General features: G+C 70.8%; 19 protein-coding genes. 10 read left to right on the top strand and 9 right to left on the bottom strand.

Going from position 1 to position 25,921, the window contains the following annotated elements; genetic code table 11:
• The first annotated feature begins 248 nt into the window (after positions 1-248).
• Positions 249-1,367, top strand: coding sequence for a glycosyltransferase family 4 protein (locus tag E4P40_RS01995; RefSeq protein ID WP_135156967.1), 1,119 nt, complete (start codon positions 249-251; stop codon positions 1,365-1,367).
• Positions 1,368-1,689: 322 nt separating this feature from the next.
• Complete coding sequence (locus E4P40_RS02000; RefSeq protein WP_135156965.1) at positions 1,690-2,610, top strand: nucleotide sugar dehydrogenase; 921 nt, start codon at positions 1,690-1,692, stop codon at positions 2,608-2,610.
• An 86-nt stretch (positions 2,611-2,696) separates the two neighbouring features.
• Here the strand turns inward: E4P40_RS02000 and E4P40_RS02005 are convergent, their stop codons facing one another.
• A complete protein-coding gene (locus E4P40_RS02005; RefSeq protein ID WP_135156964.1) occupies positions 2,697-2,882 on the bottom strand; it encodes a hypothetical protein in 186 nt (61 codons plus the stop codon).
• Positions 2,883-3,023: 141 nt separating this feature from the next.
• On the opposite strand from E4P40_RS02005, the gene E4P40_RS02010 reads away from it, so the two are divergent.
• Positions 3,024-3,689: a hypothetical protein gene (locus tag E4P40_RS02010; RefSeq protein ID WP_167762079.1), complete on the top strand. Its 666-nt coding sequence runs from the start codon at positions 3,024-3,026 to the stop codon at positions 3,687-3,689.
• 603 nt (positions 3,690-4,292) lie between these two features.
• Here E4P40_RS02010 and E4P40_RS02015 read toward each other — a convergent pair.
• Complete coding sequence (locus E4P40_RS02015) at positions 4,293-4,493, bottom strand: hypothetical protein (protein ID WP_135156960.1); 201 nt, start codon at positions 4,491-4,493, stop codon at positions 4,293-4,295.
• 234 nt (positions 4,494-4,727) lie between these two features.
• Here E4P40_RS02015 and E4P40_RS02020 point away from each other — a divergent pair, with 234 nt between their 5' ends.
• The gene (locus E4P40_RS02020) at positions 4,728-5,618 is read left to right on the top strand and encodes a hypothetical protein (RefSeq protein WP_135156958.1); all 891 of its coding nucleotides are present in this window, start codon (positions 4,728-4,730) and stop codon (positions 5,616-5,618) included.
• Between the two features lie 323 nt (positions 5,619-5,941).
• Here the strand turns inward: E4P40_RS02020 and E4P40_RS02025 are convergent, their stop codons facing one another.
• The gene (locus tag E4P40_RS02025; RefSeq protein WP_135156956.1) at positions 5,942-7,030 is read right to left on the bottom strand and encodes an LCP family protein; all 1,089 of its coding nucleotides are present in this window, start codon (positions 7,028-7,030) and stop codon (positions 5,942-5,944) included.
• Between the two features lie 705 nt (positions 7,031-7,735).
• On the opposite strand from E4P40_RS02025, the gene E4P40_RS02030 reads away from it, so the two are divergent.
• From E4P40_RS02030 to E4P40_RS02055, 6 genes are all read left to right on the top strand, one after another.
• Positions 7,736-9,055 carry a UDP-glucose/GDP-mannose dehydrogenase family protein gene (locus E4P40_RS02030; RefSeq protein ID WP_135156954.1) on the top strand — a complete coding sequence of 440 codons (1,320 nt, stop codon included), beginning with the start codon at positions 7,736-7,738 and terminating at the stop codon, positions 9,053-9,055.
• A gap of 62 nt (positions 9,056-9,117) precedes the next feature.
• The gene (gene rfbB / locus E4P40_RS02035) at positions 9,118-10,107 is read left to right on the top strand and encodes a dTDP-glucose 4,6-dehydratase (protein WP_245160087.1); all 990 of its coding nucleotides are present in this window, start codon (positions 9,118-9,120) and stop codon (positions 10,105-10,107) included.
• A complete protein-coding gene (locus E4P40_RS02040) occupies positions 10,104-10,940 on the top strand; it encodes an NAD(P)-dependent oxidoreductase (RefSeq protein WP_167762078.1) in 837 nt (278 codons plus the stop codon). Before rfbB ends, E4P40_RS02040 begins: the two co-directional genes overlap by 4 nt.
• A 277-nt stretch (positions 10,941-11,217) precedes the next feature.
• A complete protein-coding gene (locus tag E4P40_RS02045) occupies positions 11,218-12,828 on the top strand; it encodes a hypothetical protein (RefSeq protein ID WP_135156950.1) in 1,611 nt (536 codons plus the stop codon).
• Entirely contained in the window at positions 12,828-13,712 is an 885-nt protein-coding gene (locus E4P40_RS02050) for an alpha/beta hydrolase (protein WP_135156948.1), read from the top strand. The genes E4P40_RS02045 and E4P40_RS02050 overlap by 1 nt, the downstream gene beginning before the upstream one ends.
• A gap of 71 nt (positions 13,713-13,783) precedes the next feature.
• Complete coding sequence (locus tag E4P40_RS02055) at positions 13,784-17,305, top strand: CHAT domain-containing protein (RefSeq protein ID WP_135156946.1); 3,522 nt, start codon at positions 13,784-13,786, stop codon at positions 17,303-17,305.
• Between the two features lie 28 nt (positions 17,306-17,333).
• On the opposite strand, the gene E4P40_RS02060 is transcribed toward E4P40_RS02055, so the two are convergent.
• The 6 genes from E4P40_RS02060 to E4P40_RS02085 form a co-directional block, all read right to left on the bottom strand.
• On the bottom strand, positions 17,334-19,505 hold the full coding sequence (locus E4P40_RS02060; protein WP_135156944.1) for an acyltransferase family protein: 2,172 nt from the start codon (positions 19,503-19,505) through the stop codon (positions 17,334-17,336).
• A gap of 213 nt (positions 19,506-19,718) precedes the next feature.
• Positions 19,719-20,768 (bottom strand): PHP domain-containing protein, encoded by a 1,050-nt coding sequence (locus E4P40_RS02065; protein WP_135156990.1) that lies wholly within the window; start codon positions 20,766-20,768, stop codon positions 19,719-19,721.
• Complete coding sequence (locus E4P40_RS02070; protein WP_135156942.1) at positions 20,765-21,313, bottom strand: DoxX family membrane protein; 549 nt, start codon at positions 21,311-21,313, stop codon at positions 20,765-20,767. Before E4P40_RS02070 ends, E4P40_RS02065 begins: the two co-directional genes overlap by 4 nt.
• A 115-nt stretch (positions 21,314-21,428) precedes the next feature.
• Positions 21,429-22,934, bottom strand: a complete 1,506-nt coding sequence (locus tag E4P40_RS02075; RefSeq protein WP_135156940.1) for a sugar transferase — start codon at positions 22,932-22,934, stop codon at positions 21,429-21,431.
• A 138-nt stretch (positions 22,935-23,072) separates the two neighbouring features.
• The gene (locus E4P40_RS02080) at positions 23,073-24,314 is read right to left on the bottom strand and encodes a hypothetical protein (RefSeq protein ID WP_135156938.1); all 1,242 of its coding nucleotides are present in this window, start codon (positions 24,312-24,314) and stop codon (positions 23,073-23,075) included.
• Positions 24,315-24,483: 169 nt separating this feature from the next.
• On the bottom strand, positions 24,484-25,920 hold the full coding sequence (locus E4P40_RS02085; RefSeq protein ID WP_135156936.1) for a phosphatase PAP2 family protein: 1,437 nt from the start codon (positions 25,918-25,920) through the stop codon (positions 24,484-24,486).
• Position 25,921 lies beyond the last annotated feature (1 nt).

A 25,921-nucleotide genomic window follows, 5' to 3' on the forward strand; every position in this document is an offset into this window, starting at 1 on the left:
GGCGCCGGACCGAGCCTGCGCTGTAGTGGCCGGTCCCACGCGTTCGTGCCTCAGCGCCGAGGACGATCTCACCCTCGAAGGTGACGAGACGCGGCCGTTGCAACTTCGTCGTGAGCGCATCGAGCCACTCCGAGTCCCTCCGGCTCCGCTCGAGCAGCGTCGCCCAGAGCAGGCGTCAGGCGTTAGCCGCTCGACTGGTGGTGAGCGGGGGCTCGGGGGCCGGGAGTCGCACCCGCTAGCGTGCCCGTGTGCGGATACTCCACGCTGTCACGGCGCCGGTGACAGCGAAGGCCTTCCTCGCCGGCCAGCTCTCCGATCTCGTCGACAAGGGCCATGACGTCCACCTGGTGTGCTCGCCAGGGGAGGCGCTGGCCTCCATCGACCCACGGGTGACGATCCACGCCGTGGCCATGCGCCGCGAGCCGCAGGCGTGGCGCGATGCGCTGGCGCTCGTGCGCCTCGTGCGCCTCCTGCGCCGTGTTCGCCCCGAGGTCACCGTCGTCAGCACGCCCAAGGCCGGCCTCCTGGTCGGCCTCGCTGCCGCCCTCGCTGGAGTCCCGCGCAGGTTCTACCTCCAGCGCGGACTGCGACTGGAAGGAGCCACCGGCGCGACACGGCTCCTGCTCACTGCGCTGGAGGTCGTGAGCTGCCGAGCCGCACACCACGTCGTCGCCGTCAGCCCGAGCCTCGCCGGCGAGCTGCGAGAGCTGCGGGCGGTGTCGAGCGAGCGGGTATCCGTGCTGGGGTCCGGGAGCAGCAACGGCGTGGACTGCGAGCGCTTCCGCCCGCCCACTCAGGAGGCGAGAACTGCCGCGCGGGAGAGCGTCGGCGCGCCACCGGACACCGTGGTCATCGGTTTCGTCGGCAGGCTCGCCCCGGACAAGGGCCTCGAGGACCTGCTCGCCGTAGCCGGAGGTGTCGGCCGGCGGGCAGACGTCACGCTGGTCGTCGTCGGGGACTTCGAAGACATCAGCCTGAGGCAGCAGCACGAGGCTCGACTGGCGGCGAGCAGCGTCCACGTGACGGGGTTCGTGAGCGACACGCGCCCGTGGTACGAAGCCATGGACGTCCTCGTGCTGCCGACCCGCAGGGAGGGCTTCCCCAACGTGGTCCTCGAGGCTGCAGCGAGCGGCTTGCCAGTCGTCACGACAGACGCCACCGGCGCGCGGGACAGCGTGATCGACGGCATCACCGGTCTCGTGGTGCCCCGAGGCGACGCTGAAGCGCTCGACGCGGCGCTGCATCGCCTCGTGGACGATCCCGGGCTCCGGGCCGACATGGGCGCCGCAGCGCGGGCCCGCGTGGTGCATGAGTTCAACCAGCGCGTCGTCTGGGACCGCTACGCGCGACTCTGGACCACTGGCTGAGCTCGCCGGAGGGCCGCAGCGACGCCCGCGGACGCCCGCATCATTGGGACCGGCGGCCATGGGCACGAGATGCTCGACATCGTCACGGCAACGACAGCATCACACCGACATGGACGTTCGTCGGGTTCCTGGACGACGTCCGCCCGGACCCGTCACTCCTGCCGCAGCGGGCGGCGACGTCTGGGACCGGTCTCGGCGCTGGCTGACATGGACGTCCGCTGCGTCGTCGGCATCGGCGACTCGACTGGGCGAGCCGAAGTGACCGCCTGACCAGCGGTTGGGGGGGTGAACCGGCGACCCTCGTCCACCCGCGTGCCTCTCCATGGAGTCCACGACCTACCCCGGCACGACCAAGGAGTTCTTCCAGCCGTTGATCGAGGTCGGCGGCCTCCGGGTGGGCGCGGTGCTGAACCTGGCCTTCTCGCCCGAGCGCGTCGACCCCGGCAACAAGGTCTACGGCATCAAGAACACCCCGAAGGTCGTCGGCGGCGTCACGCCCGACTGCACGCGGCGCGCTGTCGACTTCTACGCCAGTTTCATCGACACCGTGGTCCCGGCCAAGGGCACTCGCGAGGCCGAGATGGCCAAACTGCTGGAGAACACCTACCGGCACATCAACATCGCGCTGGTGAACGAGATGGCCCGGTTCTCCCACGAGCTCGGCATCGACCTGTGGAACGTCATCGAGTGCGCCAAGACCAAGCCGTTCGGTTTCCAGGCGTTCTACCCGGGGCCGGGGGTGGGTGGCCATTGCATCCCGATCGACCCGAACTACCTGTCGCACACCGTTCAGGCACGACTGCACTACCCGTTCCGGTTCGTGGAGCTGGCACAGGAGGTCAACGCGGGCATGCCGGCCTACGTGGCCCGCCGCATCCAGGACCGGCTCAACGACGACGGCAAAGCCGTCCGAGGGTCGACCGTCCTGCTCCTCGGGGTCACCTACAAGACCAACATCGCCGACGAGCGCGAGTCGCCCGCGGTGCCGCTTGCCATGAAGCTCTTGGACAGGGGCGCCGACCTGCGGTTCCACGACCCGTACGTAACCGTCAGGAATGCCGCGGAGCACGGTGACCCGGAGCGGCTGCTCAAGGGGGAGTCGGATCTGCGGCAGGCGATGCGGGACGCCGACATCGTCGTTCTGCTGCAGGCCCACGACGAGTGCATCGCTGGTGCACTCGACGGCGTCGCAGTCTTCGATACCCGAGGGGTCCTGCGCGGCGAGAGCGTCGACCGACTCTGACGGTCGACTGAGATGCTTCGATGCCCCGCCGAGCGACGAGGGCGTGGTGGATCTCGCGGGCGATGTGGCGCTTGAGGCAGACGCGGTCAGCCGCGCTGGCGTTGCTGAGCAGCAACTGCCGCCAGGAGCTCTGCGGGAATGAAGTCGGGGATGCGGCTCTGCAGCCGCACGGCGTCGCGGCGGTCGGCGACCCGCATGCCGCGACCGAGCAGCAGGCCGAATGGCAGCGCCAGCGCCGTCCAGGCGAGCGCGACGAGCAGCAGCCAGGTCATGTCGGTAGTTCTACGGAGCGAGGCAGCCGTCCCACCGTTCGCCACGCAGGCAGAACCTGCCGAACGGAACGGCTCGTCACTGGTCACCCTGCGGGGTAGGCCGACCGGACGGTGAGTCGAGCACTCGCCCACACTGGTCAGGTGCCAGCCGCCCATCAGGACCCGTTCAGGATCCTGCTCGTCTGCACCGGCAACATCTGCCGGTCGGCGTTCGCCGAGCGGCTGGGGCGCGCGTGGCTGGAGGAGACGCTAGGGCAGGACGTCGGCATCCTCCACGTCGCCAGCGCAGGGACTCGGGCGGTCGTCGGATCGGCCATGCATCCCGACAGCGCTCTGGTGCTGCGTGGCTTCGGCGTCGAGGCCGGGGACTTCCGAGCCCGGCAGCTCAGGGCGGAGCATGTGGATCGGGCCGATCTCGTGCTGACCATGACCCGCGCGCATCGGAATGCCGTGCTCACCCTCGCCCCTCGGGCGATGGCTCGAACCTTTGCGCTACGTGAGGCCGCCGCGCTGCTCTCACGATCGGAGGAGGCCGATGTCCCAGAGGTCGAGTTCTCAGGGGCGCCATCGGGTGAGCGTGCCCGACAGGTTGTGCAACGGTTGACGACCGCCCGACGGCACCGGGCTAGCGACGAAGGCGACGACATTCGTGATCCGATCGGGCAACCCGTCGAAGTTCATGAGGAAGTGGCTGAACTGATCGTGGCGGCGCTGCTGCCGTTGCTCCGACGGTTAGGGGGTCAGGAGTCGGTGCTGGGCGACAGGTCATCGGCCAAAGCGGACGTGGACAACGCGGACGGCATCTGACCGCTCACGGGCGGTATCTGCTGGTTACCTGCAGGCCGGCGGATCTGGCTCTCGTCGAAATCAGCGGAGCGACCGGAACCCCATAGGCACCATTTGTCCCATAGCCTCTCCCGCCATGAGACCACGGGGGCGAAGCGGCGCACCGCGTTGGGCCGTGGCGCTGATCGGCACCTCCCTGGCGATCTTTCTCGCGCTTCTTCCCCTCGCGCTGAACCGTGGTGTGCTCGGCGATCACCCGCTCGGTGGATACGGAGCGCTGGACGACCTTGCGTCGAGCGCCGCAGGGGGCACAGCAGCGGCGCTCACACCGGGTGGTGCATCGAGGGCCCCTGATCCGGCCGGTGCGACGATCGATGTCAGACAGCCAGACGGCCCCGCAGCCCCTGGGCGCAGCGCGCTCTTCGCTGGCGCAAGCACGGCGGCTTCGACGTCGACGGCGGCCCCGTCGGGTCTTCCGGGAACTCCCCGAGCGACCGGAACCAGCGCCCCAACGGCTGCCACGACTACGGGGGCTCCCGCACCTTCAGGCGAGACGACGACGCAGACCGCTACCGAGACGGTCACTCAGACAGCCACCGAAACTGTCACCACGACGCCGCCCGCTCAGACGACGACGCCGCCCGCCGAGACCACGACGCCGCCGGCTGAGACGACCACGCCGCCTGTGGAGACGAGCACCCCCGTCACCACGACGCCGCCGGCGGAGACAAGCACTCCGACGGAGACGGCCGCTCCAACGGAGACTTCGACGCCGACCGAGACGTCCACGCCGACCGAGGCCACTGCGGCCGAGACGACGGCCACGGAGACTACGACTCCGACGGAGACACCCGCTCCCGTCGGCTGAGCCCACCTCCGTCTTGGCGTCCGGACAAACACCGGTCGGCGAGGACGGTCGCGCGCGACGCTTGGGATCCGTGAGGTTTCCAGTGCCCACGACCCACGACCGGCCGCGCGTGTCGAGGTTCGGCGGAACGGTTGTCAGGACATCGTGACGGTGTGTTCACGTTCGCCGCTCCGCCTGCCGATGGAGCACCTGTGTGGTGGGTCTGGGTCCTGGGTGGCCTCGCGGTGTGGATGGTCGTCGCCGTCGTCTTCGGTGTGCTGATCGGTCGTGGGATCCGGCGGGCCGACATGCTCGAGGGACGGACGGAACCGCTCTCCGGTCTCATCGCCGGTAAGCGTTCGACTGCACCGCAGCCGGCTCCCGTATTACGCCGTCGGGCCATTCCCGTGCCGACGTTCGGGCTCGCCTTGTTCGGCCTCGCCGTCGTCCTGGAGACCGGCGGCTACGTCGTCCGCCTGACCGGCGCGGAGAACTCTCTCCGCGCCTTGTCGATGGACGCGCCCTTCTCACTGCCGCGGATGTACGTCGCGGCCCTCTTCGCCGCCGCCGCAATGGCCGCGGTCGCCGGCGCGGGAGTGCATCCTGGCCGCCGCACGTGGTGGACCACGGTCGCGCTGGTCGGCGGCGGGATCGCCGCGGTCAAGGCCGGTGGAACTGTGCACGCCGACGCCTTCAGCGCTCTCTCCGGCGCGGTCGGGGGGCGGGGCGCCCTCCTCGTGAGCGTCCTCCTCGCCGGCGCCGTCCTCGCGGTTCTCGGCTTCCTCAGCCGGACCGAGCGCCGTGACCGGCGCCGGGTCCTCGGAGTACTCGCCTTCTATGGCATCGCGTCCGTCGGACTCTCGGCGCTCTCCGGCGTCGCCGCCGGTGCCGCCGGGGTCGCCAGTAGCTGGGCAGTGGGAGCGACGTTCATCGAGGAATCCGGCGAGGCGCTCGCCGGGGTCGCCTTCCTCCTCGCGGTTCTTGCGGGTGTGGCGCCGCGCCTCGTGCTTCCGGGAGCCTGGGCCCTGCGCCGGTCCGCCGACGTGCTCACCCTTGAACTGCCGGAGCGCGTCCCGGGCGGGTCAGCGCCTGAGATTCGCTGACGTCGCACTGCAACAGTCACTGACGACCCAGGACGTCGCAGACACACCTCGGCTATCGATCCGTTGACACTCTGTTGAGGCATCCTGACCGTATGTGGCGTCGAGCGCAGATCGGGACGAGTGACCAGCCGTGCGGCCTGTGTGCCAGCGACCACGTCGTCGTCATGGAATCGACGCAGTTGCGGACCGGACTCGACCGACTCAACCCGCGGTGGCGTCCCGTTGTTCGCAGCTACCACCGGTGCCAAGCGTGCGGCGCGAAGGCGAACGCTCAGGTTTTCCAGCCCGCGTAACGCCGTCGGTGCTGCGCACGGCAGCGCCGCTCAGCGAGGCACGTCGGGAAGCGCCTGGTTTCCGAACTCGGCCGCGTTCGCCGCGAGCGAGTCGGTGCGCAGGTAGGTCCACATGCGCTCAGCGGTGACCATGTCGAGGTAGACCACGCTGGCCGGACCCTCCATGCCGGTGCCCAGCACCGGCGCGGTGAAGAACTCGACGTTCTCCGGCGTCACGTTCCGCATCGAATAGGCGAGGGCGAGCAGGTCGCCGTTGCCGAGGGTGTCGTCGATGCTCACGGCGCTGGTGACGGCGATCATCGCCGAGTCCAGCCGACCCGGGTCGGTGAACGTGTCGGCGCTGAACAGCTTGCTGAACATCGAGCGCAGGTACTGCTGCTGGCGCTTCACCCGGTCGAAGTCGCCGCCCTCCAGGCCGTAGCGCTGCCCGAGGTACCAGCGCGCCTGGTCACCGTTGAGGTGGTTCATGCCAGCAGGAAAGGTGTACGGACCGTGCGTCGTCGTCTCCGCGACCATCACGTCGACGCCGCCGAGGTCGTCGGTCACCTGGGTGATGCCGTCGAAGTCGATCGCCACGTAGTGGTCGATGCGCACCTGGGTGAGCTGCTCGATGGTCTGGATCAACAAGGTGGGGCCACCGAACGCGTACGCGGCATTGATCTTGTTGCGGCCGTGGCCGGGGATGTCGACCCACGAGTCCCGAGGGATGGACACCAGCTGCGCGTGCTGCCGGTCGCCGCTGAAGCGGGCCAGCATGATCGCGTCCGATCGGCCGTCCGGATCCTCACCGGCCAGCGTCTCCCCACGCGTGTCCGAGCCGATGAGCAAGAACGTCACCGGCTCCTCGGCCACCGGGGCCGCGGGAGTCGCCGGCGCGGGGCGGGCCTCCTCGTCCAGGTCCTCGAAGACGTTCGCGATGCGGTCGATGTTCCCGACGTACCGCTCGCTGAGGAACCACAGCCCACCGCCGATGGCGACGGCCAGGACGAGACTCAGGACGCCGAGGCTGATGAGGGCCCTGCGCAGGACATGGCGGCGGCGAGAGCGCTCCGGCGCATTCGTGTCGGGCAGGTCGTCCGGCCCGGGGCGCGCGGAAACCCCCGCGTCGTCGCTGCGCATGGCCGGACCCCCGTCTGCCGAACTGTCGGTTCGAGGGTACGTGTGTGCAGCTCAGGCGGCGGGTGGCTGCCACCCGCCCGGGTGAGGCTCGCTCAGCGTCCCGGCAGCCGGTTCAGGACCGTCCGTGCTTCCGGGCGCTCGCCGGCTGCCCCACCAGGGGGACGCGCTGTTGCGTGGGCCTCGTGCGCCGAGTGGGCGGAAGGCCGGCCCCGCCGTGACCATGGGCGGTCTCGTGGATGCCGCCTCGGGGACGTTCCGCCGGCGGTCGCGGTGGCTGCACCGGTTCGCCCGCGGTGACGGCTTCAGGCCGCGACAGGAACTCCTCGTCCGCCGCGGTGAGGGCCGCGCCGGCCTCAGAGGCCGCGGCGGCTCTGGCGTCCGCCAGGCGGACGGAGCGACCGATGATCAGGGCGACGACGGCGCCGACGACCACCCAGCTCACCGCTGCGACCACGACCCAGGTCATCTGCCCGATCCTCGTGACTGCCCGGCACCTGTCGGTCCCGGGGGATGCGAAGTAGGTGGTTGTTCCGTTAACGGCCCGTTATGCCCCGGAGTGCCGTTGTTCACTCCTGGTCTTTGGAAAAATTTCGGCGGGATCTGGATGCAACTGTGCTGCGGTGCAGCGGCGCTCGTTGACCTGCGGAGGACATTCGAGCGTGATCCACTCGTAGCGAGGCCTCGGAAGCCGTGGGGGAGGTGGGTATGCGCATCTCAGTCGTCGGTTGCGGATACCTCGGCGCCGTCCACGCCGCCTCACTCGTCGAGCTGGGGCACGAGGTCGTCGGCGTCGATGTCGACGAGCGCAAGGTGCAGGCGCTCTCGCGCGGTCGATCACCCTTCTACGAGCCCGGCTTCCAGGACCTGTTGGAGCACAGCCTGGCCTCGGGCAGTCTCAGCTTCAGCACGGACATCAACGCGGCCGCCGGTGCGCGCGTGCACTTCGTCTGCGTCGGGACCCCACAGAAGCACGGGGAGTACGGAGCCGACCTGCGGTTCGTGCAGACTGCCGCCGAGTCCCTGCTCGAGGTCCTGGAGCCGGGAGAGCTCGTCGCCGGCAAGTCCACCGTGCCCGTCGGCACGGCCGCGCGGCTGGCGGCGATGTTCCAGGAGAAGGTGCCCGGGTCGTTGCTCGCCTGGAACCCTGAGTTCCTGCGCGAGGGCTTCGCCGTCCGGGACACCCTGCACCCCGACCGGCTGGTCTACGGACTTCCCGCCGGGAGGGACGCCGGAGCCGCCCAGGCGCTGCTGGACGAGGTGTACGCCCCGATCGTCGCGAGGGGGGTGCCGAAGGTCGAGACGGACTACGCGACGGCGGAGATGGTCAAGACGGCCGCCAATTCCTTCCTCGCCACCAAGATCTCCTTCATCAACGCGATGGCCGAGCTCTGCGAGGCGACCGGTGCCGACGTGAAGCAGCTCGCCGACGCCATCGGCTACGACGACCGGATCGGGCGGAAGTTCCTCAATGCCGGCCTCGGCTTCGGCGGCGGCTGCCTGCCCAAGGACATCCGCGCCTTCATGGCACGCGCGGGGGAGCTGGGCGCGGACCAGGCGCTGACGTTCCTGCGCGAGGTCGACAACATCAACATGCGCCGACGCATCCGCATGGTCGAACTGGCCCGCGAGGTCTGCGACGGATCCTTGCTGGGCAAGCGGGTCGCCGTCCTCGGTGCCGCCTTCAAGCCCGACAGCGACGACATCCGCGACTCTCCGGCGCTCAACGTGGCCGCACAGCTGCAGTTGCAAGGTGCGGTTGTCCGCGTGACCGATCCCGCCGCCGTGGAGAACAGCCGGAGGCAGTGGCCGCAGCTCGACTACGCGGACACCGCCGAGGAAGCCGCCGAGCGTGCCGACGCCGTTCTCGTGCTCACCGAGTGGCGGGAGTACCGGGAACTGGACCCCGTCGCCTTCGGCACGGTCGTGGCGCAGAAGCGGGTGCTCGACGGGCGAAACGCGCTCGACCGCGAGGCGTGGCTGGCCGCCGGCTGGTCCTACCGCGCCCTGGGGCGTCGCGCGGGGTGACCCGTGCAGGGGAACTAACCTCGAGCTCTCACCCGACAGCGGAGGTTGCAACGACGATGCGCATGCTCGTCACCGGAGGCGCCGGGTTCATCGGCGCGAACTTCGTCCACTACACGCGCCGCCACCACCCCGAGCACGAGATCACCGTCCTGGACGCGCTGACCTACGCGGGCAACGAGGCGTCGCTGGCACCGGTGCGGGAGGGGATCGAGTTCGTGCACGGATCGGTCGCCGACGCGCCGCTCGTCGACGAGCTGGTGAGCCGTTCCGACGTCGTCGTGCACTTCGCGGCCGAGAGCCACAACGACAACTCCCTCGCCGACCCCTCGCCGTTCCTGCAGACCAACATCATCGGCACGTACACGATCCTCGAGGCGGTCCGGAAGCACGGCGTCCGGCTGCACCACATCTCCACCGACGAGGTCTACGGCGACCTCGAGCTCCACGACCCGAAGAAGTTCACGCCCGAGACGCCGTACAACCCGTCGAGCCCGTACTCCTCGACCAAGGCCGGCTCGGATCTGCTCGTTCGGGCCTGGGTGCGCTCCTTCGGCATCCACGCCACCATTTCGAACTGCTCCAACAACTACGGGCCGTACCAGCACGTGGAGAAGTTCATCCCGCGGCAGATCACCAACGTGCTGTCCGGGCTGCGGCCCAAGCTGTACGGCAAGGGCGAGAACGTCCGCGACTGGATCCACGTCGACGACCACAACTCCGCCGTCCACGCGATCCTCGAGCGCGGCCGCAGCGGCGAGACCTACCTGATCGGCGCCGACGGCGAGAAGAACAACCTCGAGGTGCTCACGCTGATCCTGCGACTGCTGGGCCAGCCGGCCGACGCGTTCGACCACGTCACCGACCGCGCCGGTCACGACCTGCGCTACGCCATCGACGCCACCAAGCTGCGCGACGAGCTGGGCTGGAAGCCGCAGTACACCGACTTCCGCGACGGCCTGGCCGCCACGATCGACTGGTACCGCGAGAACGAGGCCTGGTGGGGCCCGCTCAAGGAGCAGGTCGAGGCGAAATACGCAGCCCGCGGCCAGTGACCACCGTCATCGTCGGGGCGGACGGCCAGCTCGGCCGGGCCCTGCAGCAGCAGTTCCCCGACGCGGTTGCGCTCGACCGCTCGAAGCTCGACGTCACCGACGCGCGTGCTGTTCGCGATTACCGGTGGGCCGACGTCGACGTCGTCCTCAACGCCGCGGCTTGGACGGCGGTGGATGCAGCCGAGGACCCCGCCAACCTCGACGCCGTCCGCGCGGCCAACGTCGACGCCGTCGGGTACCTCGCGCGCGCCGTCCGGACCTGCGGCGCCACCCTCGTGCACATCTCCAGCGAGTACGTCTTCGACGGAAGGCACGAGGGCCCGCACCCGGAGGACTGGCCGCCCAACCCGCTGTCCGTCTACGGCCGGACCAAGGCCGATGGCGACGCCCAGGCCTCGTACGTGACCAAGCACTACCTCGTGCGCACGACGTGGGTCGTCGGGGACGGCGGCAACTTCGTGCGCACCATGGCGGACCTGGCCGACCGCGGTGTCTCACCCACGGTCGTCGACGACCAGATCGGGCGGCCGACCTTCACCCGCGACCTCGCTGCCGGAATTGCCCATCTGCTGGAAACGCGGGCCCCCTACGGCACGTACAACCTGACCAACGACGGCGACCCCGGGTCCTGGGCTGACGTCGCAGCCGCGGTCTTCGAGGCGCGGGGACGCTCCGCGTCGGACGTGAGCCGCACGAGCACCGAGACGTACTTCGCCGACAAGCCGCAGGCCGCCGCGCGTCCGCTCAACAGCGTCCTGGACCTGGCGAGGATCAAGGCCGCCGGCTTCCTACCGCGCGACTGGCGGATCGCGCTCGCCGACTACCTCCGCTGAGGTGTCGGCAGAAGGCTCCGACTCTGGAGAGGACCGACCACCGGTAGGGCGCGGCTACTCAGGGCGTCGAGCCGAATCAGTGCGATGTGGTCCAGGCTCGACATGGAAACCACCGTGCGAGAACGGCTTCCTCGTTCCAGCGATCGGCCCTACGGTCGCGGCACGGCACTGAGGAATTGGATTACAGGCTGGCCGATGTCCTCAAGCCCACGGAGTCAGTCGCATTGCGGAGGACTGCTGAGATTGGCAGCGCCATGGGGGGCGTATGGACCGCGCTGTGCTGTTGATCGGCGTGCAGAAGTCCGGTCTTCCGGAGCTTCCTGCTGTGCCCGATGGCATCAAGGCCATGCAGGAATGGGCCAGGACGCAGAGTCTTCCGGACGAGCTCGTCATCACGTTGACCGACACGGACGGGGAGCCGGTAAGAACCGTCGACGTCTACAACGCTGTGGACAAGCTGACGCGCCTGCTGACCGTCAGGCAGTTGATCGTCTACTTCTGCGGACACGGCGTCTACAACGACGGCGACATGTGGCTCCTGTCCGGCGCCCCGCAGAACCCCAACGAGGCAGTCAACCTCGAGAAGAGCAGGCGGCTGGCTGAGCGCGGCACGATTCCGCACGTCGTATTCATCTCCGATGCGTGTCGTTCCGCCACGACGACCGTGCAGATGAGCGACATGGATGGCTCGGTGATCTTCCCCAGTCCTCTCAACGTGGGTCGTCGCAATGAGGTCGACTTCATGTATGCGTGCCGACTGGCTGAAGTAGCCAGGCAGATTGCTCCCTCGACGGACCCGACCGGGTTCCGCCCGGTCTATTCGGAGGTGGTGGCAGAGGCACTCGCCGGGGACTACGCGGACCTCCTGGAACGCGTCGACATGGGGCAAGAGTCGTACGACGTCGTGCGAGCGCGGACCCTGAGCCGGGCACTTCCCGCCCTCGTCGCCTCCCGGATGGACGAGCTGGGCACAGCGGACGCGGTCATACAGGTTCCCGACGCGGCCATCGTGTCCGATCCCGACCGGTGGGTGTCACGGCTCGAGGCGCCGCCGGAGTCCCCCGGTCGCCGTGGCCCGGCAGTTGTGGACTGGATCATGCGCCTCCGGAGGGTCGTGGCCCCAGCGGAGAGCGCGGCAGCGAAGGCCGAAGGGCGTCTCGTGCAGATGCGCCCACCGCCGGAGGTTGAGATCTCGGCGGCCCTGCACGTCGTCGGTGACGACCTCGTCAGCGTCTACAGCGCGGGCATTCTCTGGGAAGCGGAAGGCGGCGGCGTCCAGGTGCTCCTGCCCGACGATGCCCAGGCCGGCTCGATGCTGTTGTCCTTCTCCACGGGCCGATGCGCCGTCCTCCCCGTCTTCCGTGGGCGAACCGCAACGCTGACTCTGGAGGAGGGCGTGCTGGTGGACGTCCGCTACAGACCGGTGTCGTCGAGCGCGGAACCGGCGACGCAGCCAATGGGCGATGCATTCGATGCGGTCCGGGCGCGAATAGCGGGGACCACCCGGTTCGGTGTCCCTTGGTGGCAGGAGTATCCACCGGCCGGCGCCCTGGGCACTTGGCGGCCGGCTGTTCGAGACGATCCTGCCTTTGCGGTCTACGTCGCGTATGGCCTGGTCGACAGCGGTCGGCGGGATCTCTTGCCGCAACTGCTCGCCATGACCGAGGACGGCGAGACGCCTTTCGACGTGGCGCTGCTTGCCGAGGACCTCACCGCCCCGCCAGTCCCCCCACTGCCGCTCCTCTCCCGCGGGTGGGCGCTGCTGGGGGCGGATGGCATCGCCGACCGGCCTGCTGTTCCGCGGCGGGTGCAATCTCCATGGACCTTGTTCGGTCCGGGGAGCTTCGAGCAACTCCGGGAGTACATCGACACGGAAGGAAGCCTCTGATGCGAACCCTGGTGTTCGTCCACGGCCGTTCCCAGCAGGGACGGAGGGACGAGCAGCTCAAGTTGCAGTGGCTGGACGCCCTCCAGGAGGGATTCCGCCGTGCAGACCTCGAGTTGAAGGTCCTCGAGGACTCGGTCCGTTTCCCCTTCTACGGCGACGCCTTGAGAGATCTGTCGGCAGACCCGGAGGCGGTCTCGGCCCAGGTCGTCATCCAGAGCGCGGGGGACGCGGACGCCGCGGAGAAGGCCTTCCTCGGAGCGGTCGTGGAGGACGCTGTCGCGACATACAACATCAGCGACGAGGACATCAGAGCGCACATGCCGGACGGCGAGCTTGTGGAGATGGGACCGCAGAACTGGCCCTGGGTCCTTGCTGCCCTGCGGGTCATCGAGAAGGTTCCCGGCGCCGGCGCAGCAACCTTGGCCTTGGCCACCCGCGACGTCTACGACTATCTCAACAGCCCTGGAATCCAGACCCGGATCGAGCAGGGTGTGCTGGAGGCCTTCGCGGACGCCGAAGAGTGCGTGGTCGTCGGTCACTCCCTCGGTTCGGTCATCGCCTACAACGTGCTGCAGCGGAGGGCCGCCGCCGAGAAGTGGACCGTACCGAGCCTCATCACGGTGGGGTCCCCGTTGGGCGTCCGTCCGGTCGTGGAAGCGTTGGCTCCCGTAAGCAGGCCGGAGGGTGTCATCGACTGGTTCAACGCCTACGACGAGCACGATGTCGTGGCGCTGCACCCGCTCGACCCTGGGCATTTCCCGGTCCAGCCAGAGGTGGAGAACTACGGCGGAGTCGACAACGGCACCCCGAACCAGCACGGCATCTCCGGCTATCTCTCCGATCGCGTGGTGGCTAAGAGGATCCACGACGCTCTGCTCGGATGAGTGCGCCACTGGCGCTCTCGCATCCTGACCTGTGCGTAGCGCGCGACGTCACTACGTGGCACGACCTGCCCATGCTGCTCTCGCTCTCAGGCGCCGCGGCCGGCCTCCAGGCGTGGGCCACGCTCGACGAGTCCTCGGGTGACGTGGCTGGCGCCGACGCACACCGGAGTCTCGCCGAGGCGCTGTCGTCGGCTGCGGCGCGTGGCGTCGAGCAGGCGTTCGCGACCCACGCCCGAGCGCTTCGCGAGGCCGCGCCCGCTGACCTCGCGCCAGGACTGGCCGGCATCGACACAGCGTTCGCCGGATGGCTGGGAGGCGACGCCGAGGCGTTGTTCCAGGCCGAGGAGGCGTGGATCACCGAGGCGATGTCCGACCGGCTCGAGCGCTTGCCGACCGCACTGCGGCTCAGCCTACTGAGCGACGGTGTGGCGCTGCACGATGCGGCGCTCGTCGAGCGGCCGGATCCGCAGACCTTGGATCACCTGATCGGTCTGCTCGAGCAGGTCTTCGCGGCCTTCCGTAGCGACGACGCCCGGCCGACGCACTGCCGCCTGCATCTCGATCCTCGCCTGTCCCGGTTCGCCGGGCGGCTCGCCGTAGCGCTCAGGCAGCGCTACGACGTCTTCGGCCAGCCCGCTGATCTCCAACGAGCCAAGACCCTGTTGGACGGCACGCTAGGCCTCACCCATCCGTCGGCTCCGGACTTCCCGGCCTGGAAACTCGAGGCCGCGGTCCTCATGGGGTACGAGGGCCCTGACTCGCTCGAGCAGGTAGCGACTCAGCTCAGCGAGGTCGCGGCGGCCGAGCCGCCGGGGACGAGCCTCCGGGTACGGGCTCTCGAGCTGCGAGGTCGGGCTGCCTGGACCGGCCATCTGGCGTCCCTGCAGGCACCGTCACCCTCCTGGCTGGACGTCGCCACCGAGGCCTTCCAGCGAGCGCTGGCGGAGGCGGAGCCCGTGCCGCCGGAGGTCCGCGCCGGGCTGGCCACCGCCCTGCTGGCCCGCTACATCGAGCGGGGGAGCCTCGACGACGTCGTCTCGGCGACGAACACCATGATCGAGCCGGGGGCCGGTTCCGTGGCTGCCCGGCTGCTGGACGCGCTCGAGCCGGAGGTGAGCCGCCGCGCCTCGGATCTTGTCGATCTCGGGGTCGAGGCACTGCGCCGGCTCACTGGTGACCCCGAGGCCCGCGCAGTGGCGGAGCGGCTCCACGGGCTGGCCGGTGCCGTGGTCGAGCCCGCGTCCGGTCTGGAGCCCGACCGGCGACTCGATGTGCGCATCTCGCTCCTGCGCGCCGCGGTTGCTCTGGACGACGGACCAGCGCTCAGCAGGCGCAGCAACGAACTCGCTGTGGCCCTGTACGAGCGCTTCGTCGCGCGAGGGAACAGGACGGATCTCGATGTCGCTCTCGATGCGGCACGGACGGCCGTGAACCAGCCAGGCATCGACAAGCTCGACCGAGCGACCGCGTGGAGTTCGGTGGGTGCACTCCTGTTGCTCTACTACGAGACGTACGGAGATCTCGAGGCGCTCAGTGCCGCGGTTGCGGCGTCGCTGGACGCGGTCGGCGAGTCCGGCGAGGCGCCCCCCGAGCAGCGCGTGCGCACGCTGAGCAACTCCATCGCCGCACTCCGCATGCGAGCGCAGCGCCTTCCTGACGGCGAAGATCTCGCCACCGCCCGACGCATGGCAGAGGAGGCGGTTTCCCTCGCCGTCGGAACCGATCCCGAGACGCTGGCTGCGGCACTGAGCATCCGGGCCTCGGTCCGCGACGATCTCTGGAAAAGGTCCTCAGACCTCGCAGATCTCGAGGCGGCGATGTTGGACTGGCGCCAGGTGCTCGCGCTCGATGCGCCGATTCAGCGGGGTGTGGCGTCCCTCAACCTCGGGATGGCCCTGCTGCGTCTCGGGGACGACGGGGAGGCCATCGAGGAGTCGATCCGCCTGCTGTGCGTCGCCGTCCGCCATCTCGAACGCACCCTTCCCAACCGGGTCTATGCAGCGAACCAGCTCGCGGCCGCCGTTCAACGCCGCGCCCTGCGGCGGGGATCGGAGTCCGTCAGGTCGTCCGAGCTCCGTCGGGCGGCCCGCTGGAGTGCACGCGCCGTCAGGTGGGCCTCGAACTCGTCCCCGGAAGCCCAGCTGCGCGTTGCCTGGGACTGGGGACATCGGGCGGCGGCGGTCGAGGACTGGGAGTCCGCCGCCACCGCGTACGGCGCCGCGATCGGGGCCCTGCGCGACCTGGTCGAGGGAAACCGGGCCGTCTCCGCGAAGGAGAACTGGCTGGCCGAAGGCTTTGGCGTCGCGACCCGAGCCGCGCAAGCGCTGACCCGGTGTGGCCGCGCCGAGGAGGCCGTCATGGCTCTGGAGCGGGCGCGCGGGCTGCTCCTGCTCGATTCTCTGAGCAGGGGGTCGCAGAGTGCGGCACTGGCCGGGGTCGGGTTCGAGGTCGTCGCATCGGCGATGACGCAGCCCCTGCTCTACCTCGTGCCGGCTCCGGGTGACGGGCTCGGTCTGCTCATCGACCCGGCCGGGCGCAACGTGACGACAGTGGAACTGGCAGGCCTGAGCGAGGAGGCGGTCGGAGGGCGGGCGCGGGCGCTCCACATGGCGGCCACCGGGGCGTCGGCGAACCCCAAGGCGTGGCAGCGCACGCTGGACCGCATCGGTGCATGGCTCGGTGAGGCGATCTCGCCAGCCGTGGCCGCTCTGCCTCCCGGCCGATTGACCGTCGTTCCCACGGGCGCGCTGGCGTTTCTCCCGGTGCACGCCGCACGCACGGTCGCGGGGGAGTGGAGCTTCGTCGGCAAGCATGTGGTGGAGTACGCCCCCACCGCGCTGTCCGTCGTCACCGCCCGACGGCAACCGACCCCTGCCGGGCCCAGCACGGTTCTCGCAATCGTCGACCCCCATCCCACCAGCGAGCCGGCGCTGCCGTTCGCGGCTGCGGAGGCGGCGGTGGCGGTGGCCGCGGCGGGGGCAGACGGTGCCCTGCTACTTCCCGGCACTCAGGCCACGCTCGACGCAGTGCTCGAGGCGCTGCCGACGCACCGCACGGTGCACATCGCCTGTCATGGCCGCGCCGACCTCTTTCGACCGAGCGCGAGTGGAGTCGTGCTTCGCGATGACGCCATGCTCACCGTCGAACGGCTCGCCGGCATGGACCTCAGCGCCGTGCGTCTAGCTGTCCTGTCTGCGTGCGAGACCGGTGTCCCCGGCGCCGGGGCGCCCGACGAAGTCATCGCCCTGGGCTCGACGTTCTTCGCCGCCGGAGTAGATGGCGTCATCTCGTCCTTGTGGCAGGTTCCGGATCTGTCGACCTTGATTCTCGTCACCCTGCTCTACGGTCAGCCGACACTCGGCCAGGACCCGGCTGCGGCACTCGCCGACGCCCAGGATCAGATGCGCGACGCCACGAATGTGGAGCTGCGCAACCGACTGCGGCGGATGCGCGCGGACGGGCGGGTGCCGGATGCAGCCCACCGCCTCCTGGACGCAGAGCTGAGCGCTCTGGAGCCCGACGGCCGCGACTTCGGGGGAACGGACGCGTGGGCCGGATTCGTGTTCACCGGTCACACGAGCACGGCCCTCTGACCGGCGGGCCGCGTGGCGTGAGTGTCGGTCAACCTGCCGGAGATGCAGGCGCCGCCGGGTCGCCCAGCAGCGACCTCTCCAGCTGCGGAGCCAGCTTCCGGGAGTACTGCGGGGTCAGGTGCACACCCTCGCTGAACACCGGGGTGCTCCCCACGACCGCCGGGCAGGTGTTCCGGAAGCAGAACCACGGCGTCGGGTCCACGTACGTGGCTCCGGCGGCCTCGGCTCCCGCCTTCTCCACGCGGATGTGGCGGCGCGACTCCTCCGAGGGCGGGCCGTTGCAGTCGCTGGGGTCGCTGATGGCGGTGACGCACTCCTGCAGGCTCTTGCCACTGGGCGGCATGCCCAGGACGACGACCTTGGCCCCCGTGGCCGTGATCTGCCCGGCGACCTCTTCCAGGCCGTCGCCCCAGGTGGAGTAGACGTCGGCGTCCTCGTCGAGGAGCTGGGCGCCGTAGGAGTTGCTCAGGATCACCATGTCGGGCCGGAGCTCGGCGATCCGCTGCAGCGCCCACGTCCGGTGCTCGGTGCACTCCGGATAGGCCGAGCTGCTCGTGCCGTGCTTCACCTCGGCGGCGATGTTCGGGCACTCCTCGAACGTGAGCGGCTGGATAGACCACCCCTTCGGCTCCATCGCCTCCCGGAGTCCGGGCAGCCAGCTGATCGCGACGGAGTCGCCGAGCAGCACGGCGGTGCTCGCGGCGTCCGCCGGACCGTAGCGGCACTCGTCCTCGCGCGAGGGCGTGACGTTCAGGCACTCGTCGTCGACCCACTCCGGCGCCCGGGCGCCGGACAGCCGCTCGAGCGGCGGGTCGAGGGTCGGCCAGGTGGCCGCCCCGATCGACTGGCGGATCTCGGTGATCAGCGGGTCCTCGGCCGGTTCGTCGCTCGAGTCGCCGGCGGGCGAGACCTCGACGGCGAGCTCGGCGGCGGCGACCTGCTGGGGGCTGAGCTGACCCGGGGGGAACAGCACGCCGAGGGCGATCGCCGGCACGCCGACGGCCAGCAGCGTCCCGAAGGCCACCGCCCGGGCCCGGCGGAACACCCGATCCGAACCTCGGATCGGCGTGTCACGTTCCTTGCCGAGCAGCCATCCCGAGTGCAGGACCGGCTGCTCGATGACGTAGTAGGAGACGCTCGCCAGGAACAGGGCGCCGCCGATCGCCGCCGGGTAGTAGAGGGCCGGGGAGTCGGCGAAGAGGTCCCGGAGGATCACCACGACCGGCCAGTGCCACAGGTACAGCGAGTAGGAGATGCGGCCGAGGTACCGCATCACGCCGCTGCCGAGGGCCCACGTCGTCCCCGGGCCCTGTCGCACGTGGCCGAAGGCGATGATCAGGGCGGTGGACAGGACGGGGAGCGCGGCCGCCCAGCCCGGGAACGGCGTGGCCACGTCGATGACGAATGCCGAGGCGATGACACCGGCCAGCCCGACCCAGGCCCCGACCACCTGCAGTGCGTGCGGGAGCCGGTGCAGCCGGGCCGCGGCCAGGGCCACGGCCGCGCCCACGGCGAGCTCCCACGCCCGGGCGAACGTGGAGAAGTACGCCGTGGTGGCGGAGACGTCCGTGGCGTACACCGACCAGGCGAACGAGGCCGCGGCCGCGACGAGCACCACCCCGCCCAGCAGCCGCACCGCCGATCGCCGACGTCGGGCGGCCACGGCGAACACGGCGAGGATGAGCAGCGGCCAGACGAGGTAGAACTGCTCCTCGACCGCCAGCGACCAGAAGTGCTGGACCGGAGAGGGCGGTGACGTGGTCTGGAAGTAGTCGGTGCCCACCTGCGCGAAGCGGATGTTCGCCCCGAACAGCAGGGCCCAGATCGAGTCCTTGGTGGCCTGGAGCGCGCGGAAGTCCAGGAACAGCGTCCACATCGCCAGGTTCGTGACGACCAGGGTGGCGACGGCCGCCGGCATCAGGCGTCGGGCGCGGCGCCGGTAGAAGTCGCGGAAGGAGATCCCGCCGGTCTTGCGTCGCTCGCGCACGAGCAGACCGGTGATCAGGAAGCCGGAGATGACGAAGAAGACGTCGACGCCGATGAAGCCCCCGGCGGGCCAGCCGAGCACGTGGTCGAGGAGCACCAGGCCGACCGCGACAGCCCGCAGACCCTCGATGTCGCGCCGGAAGTGGCTCGGCCGCCGGGTGGCGGCAGCGTCCTGAGGACGCGCCTGCGAGTCGGCGGCAGTCTTGGTTGTCACGCTTCTCCCCGTAGATGACCTCGCGCTCGCCCGGACCAGACCGGTCCGTCAGCTGCGCGTCAGCGGGGCGGCCGTAGACGACTCGGTGCCGATACTGGGTCGTTCCTGCTGTGAGCAGGGATCTTCGTCGTCGGACGACGTCCTTGTCGTCACTCGTAGGGGGGTGGGCCGGCCCGACGGCGGCGCGGAGGCCGGTGCAGCCGAGCGGGACAGCTACGCGCGGGTCCAGGCGAGCAGATCGTCGGCGGTCCGGCTGTTGACGACCCGCTCGACCGGCACCCCGGTCTCGATCGCACGCTCGACGCCGTTGTACTGCCAGTCCAGCTGACCGGGGGCGTGCGCGTCGGTGTCGATGGCGAACTCGCAGCCGAGGTCGACGGCGAGGGACAGCAGCCGCTTCGGCGGATCGAGGCGCTCGGGGCGGGAGTTGATCTCGACGGCGGTGCCGAACTCGATGCAGGCGCTGAACACGGCCTCGGCGTCGAACTGACTCTCCGGCCGGGGCTTCTGCGTGCCGTCGCGCTGCCGCCGTCCGATGACCAGCCGGCCGGTGCAGTGCCCGAGGACGTCGGTGTGCGGGTTCGCGACCGCGGTGAGCATCCGCGCGGTCATGCTCTTCGCGTCCGCGCGCAGGTCGGAGTGCACGCTCGCGACGACGACGTCCAGGCGGCCGAGCAGCTCGTCGGTCTGGTCGAGGCTGCCGTCGACGTTGATGTCGACCTCGATGCCGGTGAGGATCCGGAACGGGGCGAGCTCCTCGTTGAGGGCGGCCACGACGTCGAGCTGCTTCTCCAGCCGCTCGGGGGAGAGCCCGTTCGCGACGGTCAGCCGCGGGGAGTGGTCGGTGAGCGCCAGGTACTCGTGACCCAGCGCCATCGCGGCCTCGGCCATCTCGCGGATCGGGCTGCCGCCGTCGGACCAGTCCGAGTGCGTGTGCAGGTCGCCGCGCAGGGCGGCCCGGAACTCCGCGACGTCGTCCGCCATCGGGACGAGTTCGGCGTGCGCCTCCTCCAGCTTCGCGAGGTACTCGGGCACCTGGCCCTTGTGCGCCTGGACGACGACGGCCGCCGTCTTCGGGCCGACGCCCTTGAGGTCTTTGAGCGTGTTCGTGCGGATCTTCAGGTCGAGCTGGTCGTCGCTCATGCCGTCGACCACCGCGGCGGCCGTGCGGAACGCCGAGACGCGGTAGCTGGGCTCGCGGGCGCGCTCCAGGAGGAAGGCGATCCTCCGGAGCGCGGCCGCGGGCGGGAGCGGAGTGCTCAGCTCTTGGCCTTCTTCGCCCGCTTCTGGGCCTTCTTCTGGGCCTTGGCTGCGCGCTGCTGCGCCTTCTCGAAGCTCTTCTCGGTCGAGCTGGCCGCCTTCTTGGCCGCCCGGCGGGCGCGATAGCCGACCGACGGCTTGCCCTCGGTGTCGACGGCGGCGAGCAGCAGACCACCGAGCAGGCCGGCGTTCTTCAGGAAGTTCGAGATCTGCCCGAAGCGCTCGGTCGGGTCGGTGTGCTCCCAGAAGCGGTGCCCGGCGAGCGTCGTCGGCACGACCGAGGCCGACAGGACCAGCGCGGTCAGCCGGGGCAGCTTGCCGAGCCCGAAGAGGGCGCCGGCGGCGACCTTGACGGCGGCGTCGGCCTGCACCCACTGCTGGACGTCGCGGGGCACCTGGACGGGCAGCTGCTTGTCGGCCGTCTCGGCGATCTTCTCCACGACCGGGCGCGCGCCCGGGACGCGGTCCTGCGGCTTGCGCAGGGTGCTGATCCCGCCGTAGACGAAGGGGGCGGCGAGCAACGGCCGGGCGATCCGGCGGACCAGCATGGTGACCTCTTTCCCTCGATGACCTGGCGTGCATCGGACGTGCACTGCCCGGACGACCGCCCGGGCAATCCCTGCGACGACCGTAGCCACCTGCGCGGACGCTCGCCCGGCAGAGTCAGTAGGCGCCCTCCCCGCGGAGCACGGCGCCCACGGTCCGCCACAGGATCATCAGGTCGAGGAGCAGCGACCAGTTCTCCACGTAGTGGACGTCGAGACGGACCGACTCGTCCCAGGAGAGGTTCGAGCGGCCGCTCACCTGCCACAGGCCGGTCAGGCCCGGCTTGACGAGGAGGCGCCGGCGCATGTCGACGCCGTAGCTCGCCACCTCCGTCGGCAGGGGCGGACGAGGGCCGACCAGCGACATGTCGCCCTTCAGCACGTTGAACAGCTGCGGCAGCTCGTCCAGGGAGTAGCGCCGGAGGATCTTGCCGGCGCGGGTCACCCGCGGGTCGCGGACCAGCTTGAACAGCACCCCGTTGCCGTCGCTCATCGGCGCCAGCCGGTCGAGCACGCGATCGGCACCGACCTCCATGCTGCGGAACTTCACCATCGGGAAGAGCCGCCCGTCGCGGCCCACTCGCTGCTGCTTGAAGAAGACCGGTCCCGGGCTCTCGAGCTTCACGGCCAGGGCGCTCGCGACCAGGACCGGGGCCAGCAGGAGGAGCAGCACCGCCGCGCCCGTGCGGTCGAACGTCGACTTGACCAGGCGGCGGGCTCCCCGCAGCTCGGGCCGTTCCATCTGCAGCAGGGACAACCCGCAAACCGGCCGGATCCGGAACCGCGGTCCGACCAGCTCGGTCGCCGCGGGGGCGAGCAGGAGATTGGCCCGGTCCTTCTCCAGCTCCCAGCCCAGGTGGCGCAGCGCCGCGCCGTCCAGTTCGGGGGAGGGCTGGACCGCCACCGTGTCCACGCCGAACCGCCGGACGACGTCGGCGACGTCGTCCGGCCCTCCCAGTACCGGGAGTCCGTCGAACGACCGACTGCCCGCCCCCGTGGCGGGCAGGCAGCAGCCGACGACCCGGTAGCCGTAGTGGGACTCACGCCGCAGTTGCTCGTGCAGCGCCGCGATGCCCTCGGGCCGGCCGACGAGGAGCGTGGTCTGCAGGAACCGCCCCTTCGCCCGCTGCCGGCGCAGTCGTTCCCGCTGCAGCCCGCGGTGCACCAGGGTCAGCGCGGTCGCCAGCGGCAGCGCGACGAGGACGAAGCCGCGGGACAGCTCGAGGACCGCAGCCCACGAGACCAGGGCGATGCCGCCCAGGAGCAGGAGGGCCGCGACGATGACCCGGCGGAACTCCTCCATCCCCTCCCACAGGAACTTCTCCTCGTAGCAGCGCAGGAGGAGCAGGGCGAGGAGCCAGACACCCGGGAGCGCGACGGTGAGGATGAGGGTCGCGGGCGCCGTCCAGGCCTCCGGTGGCCCGAAGCGGACCAGGTAGGCCGCCGCGATGGCCACCAAGGCGCAGCCGAGGTCGAAGAGGACGAGGCGGCTCACGTAGGCGTCGCGCCACGCGTGCCGTTCGAGTGCCCCGGCACCGCGCGCCGCGCGGCTGACGGCGGACGTGGCGTCCGCCACCGCTCTCAGCGGGAGCAGGCTGTCCTGCGAGAAGTTGGCTGAACTCATCTGAGTGTTCCTCGACGTGCATGCGCTGGGGGTCCGCGAGCGCGGGGGTGCAAGGGGAGAAGGACGCCGTGGTGAGGCGGCCCGTGGCCGAGGGGAGCGGCAGGGGATGCCGACGCGCGAGGGCGCCGGTCACCGCCGTCAGTCGGGGCGCACTCCCGGGTCGTCGGAGCCGCCGACGACCGCTCCTGCGACACCCTTGCTCGTGCCGACGGATGCCTGCGCATCCGCGATCACGGATCCGCCGTCCACGACGGCGTAGGTGACGTCGACGTGCTCGCTGTGGCCGTTGCCGCACCCGGTCGTGCCCGCGGACGCCGAGGCCGAGGCGGCGGACGCCGGTGCCGGGGCGGGTGCCGGCAGGTTCACCGGGGACAGCGGGACGGAGGACCCGACCGGTGTGCCGCTGGGCGCGACGGTCGCCACGGGCTCGACGGTCCCGGTGCTGGTCGAGGTGCTCCCGGCGGCCGAGGCTGTCGGGGAGACCGATGCTCTCGTCAGGAGGCCGACGAATTCCTCGGCGGCCGGCTGCCCGATGTTGCACACGTCGGACGGGGACGGCATCTCCGGTCCGACGACCGGGACCGCGGGCGGGGTGGACACCGCTGGCACCGTCGGGGCGACCGTCTCCGCGGGGGTCGCCGTCTCCGCGGGGGCTGCCGTCTCCGCGGGGGTTGCCGTCTCGGCGACCGCAGCAGCCCCCGCCACTGCTGGGGCGGCCTGCTCCGTGACCGCCGCGTCGGCTGTCGGATCGACAGTGGGTGTGCTCCCGGTGACGGTGCCCGCAGGGGGAGTGACCGTGTCCGCTGCGGGGGCGATCACGCCGGTTCCGTCGTCCTCCGCGGGGGGGTCCGCCGGCTTCTTCTGGCCTGCGGGCACCGCCGGGGGGTCCGTCGTTCCGCCGGTCTCGGGCGCGGGCTGCGGTGCCGGAGGCAGCGCAGGCGGCGGTGGCTGCTCCGGGGCCTCGACCGGGACCTCGGGAGGTGCGACCGGCTCGGTGTCGTTCGGGGCCGGGTCGGACAGGGGCGGCTGGGGCCGGGGCTCGGGCTGCGGCTGGGGCTGGTCGGGTGTGCCGCACTGCGGGGCGGGCTTCCCCGGGGGCCCGTCCACGGGGGGAGATCCGTGCCCGGGCGCCGGGTCGGCGGCGGGCGGTTGGTCGAACGGCGGTGGGGTGTGGCTGTCGCAGGCCTGCGCGACCGGCTCGTCGGCGTGGGCCGGTGCGTCCCAGGTGGCGAGCAGTGCCCACACGCCGAGCAGCAGGGCGGCGACGAGCAGGGCCCGCCGGTGCCAGGTGGGAGAAGTACCGGGGCCCCAGCCAGCGAGAGGCGTGACCGGCCGGGTTGCTCGACCGGGCGCCTGCTCCGTGCTGGCGTGGACGGACACGTTCCCCCCGAGGGCTTCAGGAAGTCGGACCCTGACCGTCGCGGAGGCCATCGACAAGACCTGTTGTCCCTGCCAACCGACCGCCACGACGCAGCGCGGCAAGGCCTCACCGTCCGTGACCTGAACGGTCGATTGCGTGCCGAAATCCCACCCGTGTGGCAGGCGGCGTTCAGTCGGTCCGGCAGCAGTAGACGGTCAGCCGGGTGCGCTTCCGGAAGCTGAACTCCGTTGCCTTCTCACCCATCTCGCCGTCGAAAGCCACGACCTGGGGCCCGGAGCGCGAGACGATCCGCACCTCCTCGGCGGTGAAGTGGCCGTAGCTGCGGGTGTGCTCGCTGACCCCGAGCAGCGTGGCCAGGACCGCGCGGGTGCGGCCGAACCTCAGGTCCGCGCGCAGGTACTGGACGTCGAGCAGCCCGTCCTCCAGCCGCGGCCGCCAGGCAGGGGAGAGCCCGCGGGGTGTGTAGAGGCAGTTGCCGATGAAGATGATCCACACCTTCAGCGGCCGGCCGTTCACCTGAAGGGACACCGGTGCCTGGGTGCGCAGCACCTGTGCCGCCGCGACGGTCAGCGCCAGCCACTTGCCCATGCGGCCCGACAACCGGTCACGGCGGTCGACCATGTCGGGGTAGGCGCCGATGCTCGAGGTGTTGAGGAACGGCGTGCCGTTGACGTCGGCGACGTCCACGCTGACCGCCTGCCCCGAGACCACGGCGTCCGCGGTGTCCTGCGGGGTCTCCAGGCCGACGTCCCGGGCGAAGTGGTTGAGGGTCCCCGCCGCGATGACCGCCAGCGGGAGCCCGTGCTCCAGGGCCACCGTGGCGGCCGACGCGACGCTGCCGTCGCCGCCGGCGACCCCGAGCGCCTTCGCCCGGCCGGACTCCGCTGCCTCGCGGAGCAGTTCGTCGACGCCGACGTCCGGCGTCGTCTCGAGCACCTCCGCCCGCGGCAGGATCCGCTCGATGTCGGCCTTCGGGTCGTAGTCGTCGGGACCCGAGCGCGGATTGACCGCGACGACGAGCCCCTCGCCCTCCGGCAGAGCGGGTGCCTCGTGGGCGTTGCGCACCCGCGCGGGGTCCTTCGGCCGTACCCGCCACCAGTGCTGGGTCGCGACCGCCACGGCGCCGCCCACGGCGAGCCCGGCGACCACGTCGCCCGGGTAGTGCACGCCCACGTGCACGCGGGAGTAGCCGACGCCCAGAGCCACGGGCGCCAGCGCAGCGCCGGCGAGCGGGCTCTCCATCGCCAGGCCGGTGACGAACGCCGCCGCCGACGACGAGTGCCCGCTGGGGAAGGAGAGGCTGCCCGGCTCCCGGCGGAGCCGGCGGTGGGTCTGCAGGTTCTCCAGGTCCGGCCGCACCCGGCCGAAGAACCGCTTGAGGACGGCGTTGACGACGAAGCTCGAGAACGCCATCGAGCCCAGCCCGCGCACCGCACCCCGCCGCAACGGGCCCTTCCGTGCACCCAGGAGGACGCCGAGGACGATCCAGAGCCGGCCGTGGTTCGCGGCGGTGGAGAGGCGCCGGAGCCAGTGGTCGGCCCGTGTCATGGGCAGACGGCCGATGAACGCGTGCAGGCGCGCATCCCAGAGCCGGGGGTTCGACACC

The organism is Blastococcus sp. CT_GayMR20 (genome assembly GCF_004570345.1).

Coding starts and splice junctions, on each gene's coding strand:
- rfbB (WP_245160087.1), top strand. CDS start 9,118: ATGCTCGTCACCGGAGGCGCCGGGTTCATCGGCGCGAACTTCGTCCAC.
- E4P40_RS02050 (WP_135156948.1), top strand. CDS start 12,828: ATGCGAACCCTGGTGTTCGTCCACGGCCGTTCCCAGCAGGGACGGAGG.
- E4P40_RS02070 (WP_135156942.1), bottom strand. CDS start 21,313: ATGCTGGTCCGCCGGATCGCCCGGCCGTTGCTCGCCGCCCCCTTCGTC.
- E4P40_RS02005 (WP_135156964.1), bottom strand. CDS start 2,882: ATGACCTGGCTGCTGCTCGTCGCGCTCGCCTGGACGGCGCTGGCGCTG.
- E4P40_RS02030 (WP_135156954.1), top strand. CDS start 7,736: ATGCGCATCTCAGTCGTCGGTTGCGGATACCTCGGCGCCGTCCACGCC.
- E4P40_RS02055 (WP_135156946.1), top strand. CDS start 13,784: ATGCTGCTCTCGCTCTCAGGCGCCGCGGCCGGCCTCCAGGCGTGGGCC.
- E4P40_RS02025 (WP_135156956.1), bottom strand. CDS start 7,030: ATGCGCAGCGACGACGCGGGGGTTTCCGCGCGCCCCGGGCCGGACGAC.
- E4P40_RS02075 (WP_135156940.1), bottom strand. CDS start 22,934: ATGAGTTCAGCCAACTTCTCGCAGGACAGCCTGCTCCCGCTGAGAGCG.
- E4P40_RS02000 (WP_135156965.1), top strand. CDS start 1,690: ATGGAGTCCACGACCTACCCCGGCACGACCAAGGAGTTCTTCCAGCCG.